General features: G+C 59.4%; 8 protein-coding genes. 3 read left to right on the forward strand and 5 right to left on the reverse strand.

Annotated elements, in window-relative coordinates:
* Positions 1-219: 219 nt before the first annotated feature.
* Positions 220-675, reverse strand: a complete 456-nt coding sequence (locus tag ACRESH_RS23850; RefSeq protein ID WP_431744281.1) for a tRNA (cytidine(34)-2'-O)-methyltransferase — start codon at positions 673-675, stop codon at positions 220-222.
* Between ACRESH_RS23850 and ACRESH_RS23855 the strand changes: the two genes are divergently transcribed.
* Positions 674-1,111: a hypothetical protein gene (locus ACRESH_RS23855; RefSeq protein WP_431744282.1), complete on the forward strand. Its 438-nt coding sequence runs from the start codon at positions 674-676 to the stop codon at positions 1,109-1,111. The genes ACRESH_RS23850 and ACRESH_RS23855 overlap by 2 nt on opposite strands.
* 192 nt (positions 1,112-1,303) lie before the next feature.
* Here the strand turns inward: ACRESH_RS23855 and ntrC are convergent, their stop codons facing one another.
* The 4 genes from ntrC to glnA form a co-directional block, all read right to left on the reverse strand.
* Positions 1,304-2,734, reverse strand: coding sequence for a nitrogen regulation protein NR(I) (ntrC, locus tag ACRESH_RS23860; protein ID WP_431744283.1), 1,431 nt, complete (start codon positions 2,732-2,734; stop codon positions 1,304-1,306).
* Complete coding sequence (glnL, locus tag ACRESH_RS23865) at positions 2,731-3,816, reverse strand: nitrogen regulation protein NR(II) (protein WP_431744284.1); 1,086 nt, start codon at positions 3,814-3,816, stop codon at positions 2,731-2,733. Before glnL ends, ntrC begins: the two co-directional genes overlap by 4 nt.
* Before the next feature lie 256 nt (positions 3,817-4,072).
* Positions 4,073-4,612: a gamma subclass chorismate mutase AroQ gene (gene aroQ / locus ACRESH_RS23870; RefSeq protein ID WP_431744285.1), complete on the reverse strand. Its 540-nt coding sequence runs from the start codon at positions 4,610-4,612 to the stop codon at positions 4,073-4,075.
* A 140-nt stretch (positions 4,613-4,752) separates the two neighbouring features.
* Positions 4,753-6,159, reverse strand: coding sequence for a glutamate--ammonia ligase (gene glnA, locus ACRESH_RS23875; protein WP_431744286.1), 1,407 nt, complete (start codon positions 6,157-6,159; stop codon positions 4,753-4,755).
* Between the two features lie 331 nt (positions 6,160-6,490).
* Here glnA and thiI point away from each other — a divergent pair, with 331 nt between their 5' ends.
* On the forward strand, positions 6,491-7,945 hold the full coding sequence (gene thiI / locus ACRESH_RS23880) for a tRNA uracil 4-sulfurtransferase ThiI (protein ID WP_431744287.1): 1,455 nt from the start codon (positions 6,491-6,493) through the stop codon (positions 7,943-7,945).
* 128 nt (positions 7,946-8,073) lie between these two features.
* Positions 8,074-9,897 (forward strand): translational GTPase TypA, encoded by a 1,824-nt coding sequence (typA, locus tag ACRESH_RS23885; RefSeq protein WP_431744288.1) that lies wholly within the window; start codon positions 8,074-8,076, stop codon positions 9,895-9,897.
* Positions 9,898-10,047: the final 150 nt, after the last annotated feature.

A 10,047-nucleotide genomic window follows, 5' to 3' on the forward strand; every position in this document is an offset into this window, starting at 1 on the left:
TTTGGATAAGAGCTTCGTTGGCGCATGAGAATCCTGGCGATAAGGGTGATCGCGTCCGCTTAAAGATAGGCGGACACCATCGCCCTTAATACGGGGATTCTGAAGGTGTGTTCGCTGGCCGCTTACCAAAAACAAACGCCCCGAACAAGTCGGGGCGTTTGGCTTAAGGCCTGTCAGCGTGTTTTCACACAGTCTGCTGAGGGGCGCTTTTTTCTTGGCTTAGGCAAAACCCTGCTGGCGCCAGGCTTCGTAGACAGTCACTGCAACGGTGTTGGACAGGTTCAGGCTGCGGCAGCCTTCGCGCATGGGCAGGCGCAGGCGCTGCTCGGCGGGCAGGCTGTCCAGCACTTCGGCAGGCAGGCCACGGCTTTCCGGGCCGAACAGGAAGGCGTCGCCGGGCTGGAAAGCCGTTTCGTGGTAGGGGTGCGAGGCTTTGGTGGTGAACGCGAACAGGCGCGGCTGGCCGAGGCTTTCCAGGCAACTGGGCAGGTCGGCATGGCGCTTGAGGGTGGCATACTCGTGGTAGTCCAGCCCGGCGCGGCGCAGGCGCTTGTCGTCCAGCTCGAAGCCGATAGGCTCGATCAGGTGCAAGTGACAGCCGCTGTTGGCGCACAGCCTTATAATGTTGCCGGTATTCGGCGGAATCTCTGGTTGAAAGAGGATGACGTGAAACATGCACGGCTCCGAATTTAAAGATGGCAAGCATTCTACCCCTGAACCGGACCCGCGTTCGCAGCTATGGCCGCGTGTGCTGTTTTCCCTGGCGATCTTTGGCATGTTGGTGGGGTTGATGATCGGTCGCCTGACCGCGCCTGAGCCGCGGGTGCTGGAACAGGTGCAGGTGGTCGAGGGTGGGTTGGACCTGTGGTTCAACGAAGAGCCCAAGCTGCACGGCGAAGAGGTCGACGGCACCCTGGCCTTGCTGTTCGAGGCCGAAGGCAAGGCCGCGCGTGGGCAGCTGCGCCAGCAAGGCAAGCCGGTCAGCTGGCGGGTGCAGAAGAGTGATGGTGGGTTGCTGGTGACGCTGGTGGCGGCCCGTCCCCTGCACGGCAACTGGGCCGGTGCAGAGGACGATGGGCGTTGGCGTGTGCAGGTGCGACTGCGCGAATAAAAGAGGGGAATCCCCGGCCTGCCTGTACCAAGGCCCCCAAAACTGGAAGTGCTGATACTAATGCAGGGTGTGTGCCAGTTTTGTTGCAACCCGAAAATAAGCGGGTTTAGGGCCTGGAGCAGCGTTTTACCGGGCATTTGTGCGTTGTGGCGGTGCATCGGGCCCGGCTTCGGTGCGGTGAGCGCGTAAAAATCAGACCTCGTCGTCCTCGTCACCACCATCGACCTTCATCCCCAACTCCTTGATCTTGCGGGTCAGGGTATTACGGCCCCAGCCGAGCAATACCGCGGCATCACGACGGCGGCCGGCAGTGTGCTTGAGGGCGGTCTCGATCATGATCCGTTCGAAGCTCGGCACTGCGCTGTCAAGCAGGCTCGATTGACCACGGGCCAAGGCCTGGTCGGCCCATTGGCGCAGTGCCTGTTCCCAGTTGGTCACCGGGGCGGTGTCCTGGGGCAGGTTGAGCAGTTCTGGCGGCAAGTCGCCGATGTGCACTTCCCGGCCCGAGGCCATCACGGTGATCCAGCGGCAGGTGTTTTCCAGTTGGCGTACGTTACCCGGCCACGGCAGGTTGCGCATGAACTCTTCGGTCTCGGCCTTGAGCAGCTTGGGCTCCACCGCAAGCTCCTGGGCGGCGCGACCGAGGAAGTGGCGAGCCAGGGTCGGGATGTCTTCACGACGGTCGGCCAGACGCGGGATATGGATGCGGATCACGTTCAGGCGATGGAACAGGTCTTCACGAAACTTGCCGGCCTGCACCAGGGTTTCCAGGTTCTGGTGGGTCGCGGCGATGATGCGCACGTCGACCTTGACTGGCACATGGCCACCAACCCGATAGAACTCGCCATCGGCCAGTACGCGCAGCAGGCGGGTCTGGGTGTCGGCCGGCATGTCGCCGATCTCGTCGAGGAACAGCGTGCCGCCATCGGCTTGTTCGAAGCGCCCGCGGCGCAGGTTGGCCGCGCCGGTGAACGCACCTTTTTCGTGGCCGAACAGCTCGGACTCCATCAGGTCCTTGGGAATGGCTGCCATGTTCAACGCGATAAAAGGTGAGGCCGCACGTGGGCTGTGGCGGTGCAGGGCATGGGCCACCAGCTCTTTACCGGTGCCCGACTCGCCGTTGATCAGCACGGTGATGTTGGAGTGGCTCAGGCGACCGATGGCGCGGAACACCTCCTGCATCGCCGGCGCCTCGCCGATGATTTCCGGGGTGCGGGTCAGGCTCGGGGCGACATCCAGGCCTTGTTGTTCCTGGGCATGCTGATTGGCGCGTTTGACCAGCGATACCGCCTCATCGACGTCGAACGGCTTGGGCAGGTATTCGAAAGCACCGCCCTGATAGGACGCCACCGCGCTGTCCAGGTCCGAATGGGCAGTCATGATGATCACCGGCAAGCGCGGGTGCTTTTCGCGAATCTGTGCCAGCAGGTCCAGGCCGCTGGCGCCGGGCATGCGGATATCGGAGATGATCACGTCCGGCTGCTGCCGAGCCAGGCGGCTCATGACCCCGTCGGCGCTGTCGAAGCTCTGGGTGGTCATGCCTTCCTGTTGCAGGGCTTTTTCCAGGACCCAGCGGATGGAGCGATCATCGTCGACGATCCAGACGGTTTCATTTCGGCTCATGAGGCGGTGGCTCCTTGTTCCAGCGGCAGAAAGATCGAGAAAGTGGTATGGCCTGGATGGCTGTCACATTCGATCAGGCCCTGGTGCTGACTGATGATGTTCTGGGTAATGGCCAGGCCCAGCCCGGTACCGTCCGGGCGACCGCTGACCATGGGGTAGAAGATGGTTTCCTGCAGTTCGGCCGGGATGCCCGGGCCGTTGTCGATAATCTCGATCTTGGCCACCAGGCGATGGCGGGTGTGGCCGATGGTGAACTGGCGCATGGCCCGAGTGCGCAGACTGATGCGGCCCAGGCGCAGTTCGTTCTGGCCGCTGATGGCCTGCATGGCATTGCGCACGATATTGAGGACGGCCTGGATCATCTGCTCGCGGTCGATCAATACGTCCGGCAGGCTCGGGTCGTAGTCACGCACCAGGGTGATGCCGCCTTGGCTTTCGGCCTCGACCAGGCTGCTGACCCGCTCGAGTACTTCATGGATGTTGGTCATCGCCAGCGACGGCAGTTTGTTCGAGCCGAGCATGCGGTCGACCAGGTTGCGCAGGCGGTCAGCCTCTTCAATGATCACATTGGTGTAATCCTTGAGGCCTTCCTCGGGTAATTCCCGCGACAGCAATTGTGCTGCGCCGCGAATACCGCCCAGCGGGTTTTTGATCTCATGGGCCAGGCCGCGCACCAGCAGCTTGGTGGTTTCCTGCTTGGACAGCTGGGCCTCTTCCTTGGTGATGCGCAATAGCCGGTCGCGGGGGTGTACCTCGAGCAGCAACAAGGTCCGGCCACTGCTGAGGATCGGCGTTACCGCATAGTCGACGGTCTGGGTTTGCCCGGTCAGGGAGGTCAGTTGCGCTTCGCGCTTGGTGAACGGGTGCGCGTGCTCCACCGCCTGGCGCAGGGAATTGAGCGCTTCAGGAGACTCGGTGAACAACTCGCTGATGAACTGCCCATGGCTACGCTGGCCGCTGATGGCCAGGAGCATTTCCGCTGCCGGGTTCATGTACTCAAGGCGCAACTCGGCATTGAGCAGGATGGTGGCTGTAGTCAGGTTGTCCAGTAGCAGTCGGTGCAGGGCATCGCTGATGGTCATGGGGCGTCTGTGACCTCTTTTGGCTCATGACGACCCCGGCTGGGCCAGGGTCGCGGGCGCTGGTTGTCTGCTGGTGAGAAGAAAATGCAAAAAACAAACCAAGGCTCCGAAAAGAAGCGGATTTGCCGGATAAAGACCTGTATTTGCGCTAAATATGGCTACAAAGCCCTGATCTGGCGGTTTTCTTGAACCAAAATGGGCTGATTTGCTTAGGTGCAGGCTATTGCGTGCACCAATATAGAGCATAGAGGAACAGTCACTCGTTGAAGCACAAATGGGCAGTGGCGGATCTCAATGCCATTACCCGAGTGCTGTTCGATTCGCGTTGGTTGATGGCTTGATCCAACACTTGAAGGCAGGGCTCGGGTGGATTGCGGTCGAATTCAGCTAGCGCACTGAGCATGGTTTCTTGCAGCCGATCCAATTGCGGGCGCAATTGAGCTAGATCGGCACGCGCCGCTTGCGGGGCGCTGCCAGCCTCCAACCAGCTTACTAGCGCATAGTATTGGAGCAGTTTGTTGGCTTGAATCTGGTCGTCCATAAACTCGGCTGCCCGCTGGCTATCAAGTTTGAAGTTCGAGGCTTGGGCTTTGGCGCTGGCAATGACACTAGCTTCACGGGAATTATCTTCTACCGGTTGACCAGAGTGCCATTTGCTCAAGGCAATGGGTTCGGCGAAGTTCAGGCGTTGTTCCACGGTATCCAGCAACTGCTGCAGGCGGTCGTTTGTCGACGGAGAACAACCTTGCACGAGAAAAAGGGGAGTGAGCAGCGGAACAAGCAGGAGTATGCGCATGACGAGGCTTCCAAAGAAGAAACTGTCAGTGTGCCGTTCCTAAGTCTTTTTACCTGTCAGCTGATTCGCATACGTTTGTCAGAAAAAGAAAAGGCCTCCCGAAGGAGGCCTCTCTTTTATGGCGTTACACCGTCACGGAATTAGCAGCTGTAGTACAGCTCGTATTCCAGCGGGTGTACGAAGGTGCGGACCTTGATTTCTTCTTCGCTCTTCAGGGCGATGTAGGCATCGATGAAGTCGTCGGAGAACACGCCGCCCTTGGTCAGGAACGCACGGCCCTTGTCCAGCTCTTCCAGGGCTTCTTTCAGGCTGCCGCAAACCTGTGGGATCTCTTTCGCCTCTTCAGGCGGCAGGTCGTACAGGTTCTTGTCGGCGGCGTCGCCTGGGTGGATCTTGTTCTGGATACCGTCCAGACCGGCCATCATCAGTGCCGCGAAGCACAGGTATGGGTTGGCCGCCGGGTCCGGGAAGCGCGCTTCGATACGACGGGCTTTCGGGTTGGAAACGTAAGGGATACGGATCGAGGCGGAACGGTTGCGAGCCGAGTAGGCCAGCATGACCGGCGCTTCGAAGCCTGGTACCAGACGCTTGTAGGAGTTGGTAGCCGGGTTGGTGAAGCCGTTCAGGGCCTTACCGTGCTTGATGATACCGCCGATGAAGTACAGGGCGGTGTCGGACAGGCCGGCATAGCCTTCGCCGGAGAAGGTGTTCTTGCCATCTTTGGAGATGGACATGTGCACGTGCATGCCCGAGCCGTTGTCGCCGTACAGCGGCTTAGGCATGAAGGTGGCGGTGCGACCGTAAGCGTCGGCAACGTTGTGCACGCAGTACTTCAGGGTCTGAACTTCGTCAGCCTTTTTCACCAGGGTGTTGAACTGCACGCCGATTTCGTTCTGGCCGGCAGTTGCCACTTCGTGGTGGTGTACTTCGATGACCAGGCCCATTTCTTCCATGGCGTTGCACATGGCAGTACGGATTTCGTGGTCGTGGTCGAACGGAGGCACAGGGAAGTAACCGCCTTTGACGCCTGGACGGTGGCCTTTGTTGCCGCCTTCGACGTCCTGGTCGGACATCCACGAGCCTTGCTCGGAGTAGATCTTGAACATCGAACCGGAGATGTCGGACTTGAACTTCACTTCGTCGAAGATGAAGAACTCAGGCTCTGGGCCGACGAACACGGTGTCACCGATACCGGTGGTCTTCAGGTACTCTTCGGCGCGGCGGGCGATGGCGCGTGGGTCGCGGTCATAGCCTTGCATGGTCGAAGGCTCGATGATGTCGCAGACCAGGATCAGGGTCGGCTCTTCGGTGAACGGGTCAAGTACGGCGGAGGAGTCGTCCGGCATCAGGATCATGTCGGAAGCTTCGATGCCTTTCCAGCCAGCGATGGAGGAGCCGTCGAACATCTTGCCGGCTTCGAAGAAATCTTCATCCAGCGCATCACGAGACGGCATGGTCACGTGATGTTGAATGCCTTTGGTGTCAGTGAAGCGCAGATCAATCCATTTAACGTCATGATCTTTGATGAGTTGAACCGACTTCGACATAGTGTCCTCCGGGTGGGGTAGAGCTTGCCTGTGCAGCCCTTGAATTTGGGTGATGCCGGGCGCGAATAGTCGGCCAAGGCAACCTGCCTCACAAGGGAGCAAATTGCATGCCAGTGCCCCGGTTTGGATTTTTTGCCCGATTCCCAAGCATTCCAGGGGCGTGAGCCTGAAATACGGGTGGTTTTCTGCACTCTTAAGAGGCGCAAATGAAGCGCGGCGCCTCATTTTGGTGCGAGCAAAACCTTCTGTACGATAATTGGTTAAACCTTGAGCAATTTCCGCTATAATCCGCGCCCCACTTTTTTAGTCGGCAGCTCGCGCACAGTTTTTCATGAAACTAATCGTAAAAGTCTTCCCAGAGATCACCATCAAGAGCCGCCCGGTTCGCAAGCGCTTCATCCGTCAGCTGGGCCGCAACATCCGTACCGTGCTCAAGGACCTCGATCCTGCGCTCGCGGTTGACGGTGTCTGGGACAACCTCGAGGTGGTCACCCGCAGCGAGGACGAGAAAGTCTTGCGTGAGATGACCGAGCGCCTGACCTGCATGCCGGGCATTGCTCACTTCCTGCAGGTTGACGAGTACCCGCTGGGTGACTTTGACGACATCGTCGCCAAGTGCAAGGCGCACTTCGGTCACCTGCTGGCTGGCAAGCGCTTCGCCGTACGCTGCAAGCGTGGCGGTCACCACGACTTCACCTCGATGGACGTCGACCGTTATGTTGGCAGCCAGTTGCGCCAGCAGTGCGGCGCCGCCGGTATCGACCTGCGCAACCCCGAGGTCGAGGTGCGCATCGAGGTGCGTGACAAGCGCCTGTACGTGATTCACAACCAGCACAAGGGTATCGGTGGTTACCCGCTGGGCGCCCTGGAGCAGACCCTGGTGCTGATGTCCGGTGGTTTCGACTCCACCGTGGCGGCCTACCAGATGATGCGTCGCGGCCTGATGACCCACTTCTGCTTCTTCAACCTTGGCGGCCGTGCCCACGAGCTAGGGGTGATGGAAGTCGCCCACTTCCTGTGGAAAAAATACGGCAGCAGCCAGCGCGTACTGTTCGTCAGCGTGCCGTTCGAAGAAGTGGTCGGCGAGATTCTCGGCAAGGTCGACAACAGCTACATGGGCGTGACCCTCAAGCGCATGATGCTGCGTGCGGCGACCAACATTGCCGACCGGCTTGAAATCGATGCGCTGGTGACCGGTGAAGCGATATCTCAGGTGTCGAGCCAGACTCTGCCTAACCTGGCGGTGATCGATTCGGCCACCGAGAAGCTGGTACTGCGTCCACTGCTGGCCAGCCACAAGCAGGACATCATCGACCAGGCCAACCAGATCGGCACCGCCGAGTTCGCCAAGCACATGCCTGAGTACTGCGGCGTGATCTCGGTGAACCCGACCACCTGTGCCAAGCGTCATCGCGTTGACCATGAAGAGAAGCAGTTCGACATGGCTGTGCTCGAGCGCGCCCTGGAGCGCGCTCGCCTGGTGTCCATCGACAATGTGATCGATGAACTCGGCCAGGATATCCAGATCGAAGAAGTCAGCCAGGCGCTGGCCGGGCAGGTGGTGATTGATATTCGCCATCCTGATGCCCAGGAAGACCAGCCCCTGGAACTGGACGGCATCGAGGTCAAGGCCTTGCCGTTCTACGCCCTGAACAGTCGCTTCAAGGAGCTGGACGCCACGCGCCAGTACCTGCTGTATTGCGACAAGGGTGTGATGAGTCGCCTGCATGCCCATCATTTGCTCAGTGAGGGACATGCCAATGTGCGCGTTTATCGTCCGACATAAAACGCCGGGGCTATATGGCGGGAGCATCCGCCATCGCCCTCCCGACCTGCGGGCCCGTTGAGCGCCATTCATTCATATTCGCCGCCTAGACTGGGCGGCAACCCGAATCCTCTGATCGAGATACACACGTGATCGAAAATCTGCGTAACATCGCCATCATCGCCCACGTTGACCATGGTAAAACCACCCTGGTCGACAAACTCCTGCGTCAGTCCGGCACTCTGGAGCGTAACGAGCTCAACGACGAGCGCGTCATGGACTCCAACGACCAGGAAAAAGAGCGCGGTATTACCATTCTGGCGAAAAACACCGCCATCAACTGGAACGGCTACCACATCAACATCGTCGACACCCCCGGCCACGCCGACTTCGGTGGCGAGGTTGAGCGTGTAATGTCGATGGTCGACTCGGTGCTGCTGCTGGTCGACGCCCAAGACGGCCCTATGCCGCAAACCCGTTTCGTGACCAAGAAGGCCTTCGAAGCCGGCCTGCGTCCAATCGTCGTGATCAACAAGGTCGACCGTCCGGGCGCGCGTCCTGACTGGGTTCTGGACCAGATCTTCGACCTGTTCGACAACCTCGGTGCCACCGAAGAACAGCTGGACTTCAAAGTCGTCTACGCCTCGGCCCTGAACGGCATTGCCGGTCTGGACCACACCGAAATGGCCGAAGACATGACCCCGCTGTACCAGTCGATCGTCGACAACGTACCGGCGCCGTCTGTTGACCGTGACGGTCCGTTCCAGATGCAAATCTCGGCACTGGACTACAACAGCTTCCTGGGTGTTATCGGGGTTGGCCGTATCGCTCGTGGTCGCGTCAAGCCGAACACCCCGGTTGTCGCTATCGACGTCGACGGCAAGAAGCGTAACGGCCGTATCCTCAAACTGATGGGTCACCACGGTCTGCACCGCGTTGACGTCGAAGAAGCCCTGGCTGGCGATATCGTCTGCATCAGCGGTTTCGACGAGCTGTTCATCTCCGACACCCTGTGCTCCCCGGACGCCGTTGAGGCGATGAAGCCACTGACCGTCGACGAGCCAACCGTTTCGATGACCTTCCAGGTCAACGACTCGCCGTTCTGCGGTAAAGAAGGCAAGTTCGTCACCAGCCGTAACATCAAGGAACGTCTGGACAAAGAGCTGCTGTTTAACGTTGCACTGCGCGTTGAAGAAGGCGACTCGGCTGACAAGTTCAAGGTTTCCGGCCGTGGTGAGCTGCACCTGTCGGTGCTGATCGAAACCATGCGTCGCGAAGGCTTCGAAATGGGCGTTGGTCGTCCGGAAGTAATCATCCGTGAAGTCGACGGCGTCAAGAACGAGCCGTTCGAAAACGTCACCATCGACATCCCTGAAGATTCGCAGGGCAAGGTCATGGAAGAAATGGGTCTGCGTAAAGGCGACCTGACCAACATGGTTCCGGATGGCAAGGGCCGTGTACGTCTGGAATACAACATTCCAGCCCGTGGTCTGATCGGTTTCCGTAACCAGTTCCTGACCCTGACCAACGGTGCAGGCATCCTGACCTCGATCTTCGATCGCTACGCTCCGATGAAGTCCGGCCACATGTCCGGTCGTCAGAACGGCGTACTGGTATCGGTAGAGACCGGCAAGGCACTGACCTACTCCCTGGAAACCCTGCAGGCTCGCGGCAAGCTGTTCGTTGAGCACGGTCAGGAGATCTACAACGGTCAGATCGTTGGTCTGAACAGCCGTGACAACGACCTGGGCGTCAACCCTACCAAGGGCAAGAAGCTCGACAACATGCGTGCTTCCGGTAAAGACGAAACTATCGCTCTGGTTCCACCTGTTCGCTTCACCCTGGAACAGGCTCTGGAATTCATCCAGGACGACGAGCTGTGCGAAGTGACTCCTAAGTCGATCCGTCTGCGTAAGAAGATCCTCGACGAAGGCGAGCGTACCCGCGCTGCCAAGAAAGCCAAGGCTAACTAAGTCTGGCTGAAACGAAAACGCCCCCGGTCGCAAGGCCGGGGGCGTTTTTGTTGTGCGCCCAGCATGGGCGCAATCTTGCGGGTGAAAGTCCCGCCGTGAGCTGACCACAGCGAACGAAGTGAAGCGCAACTGCATGAGGGCGACCAAGTG

Origin of the sequence: Pseudomonas sp., assembly GCF_050739775.1 — a bacterium.
GTDB lineage: Bacteria > Pseudomonadota > Gammaproteobacteria > Pseudomonadales > Pseudomonadaceae > Aquipseudomonas.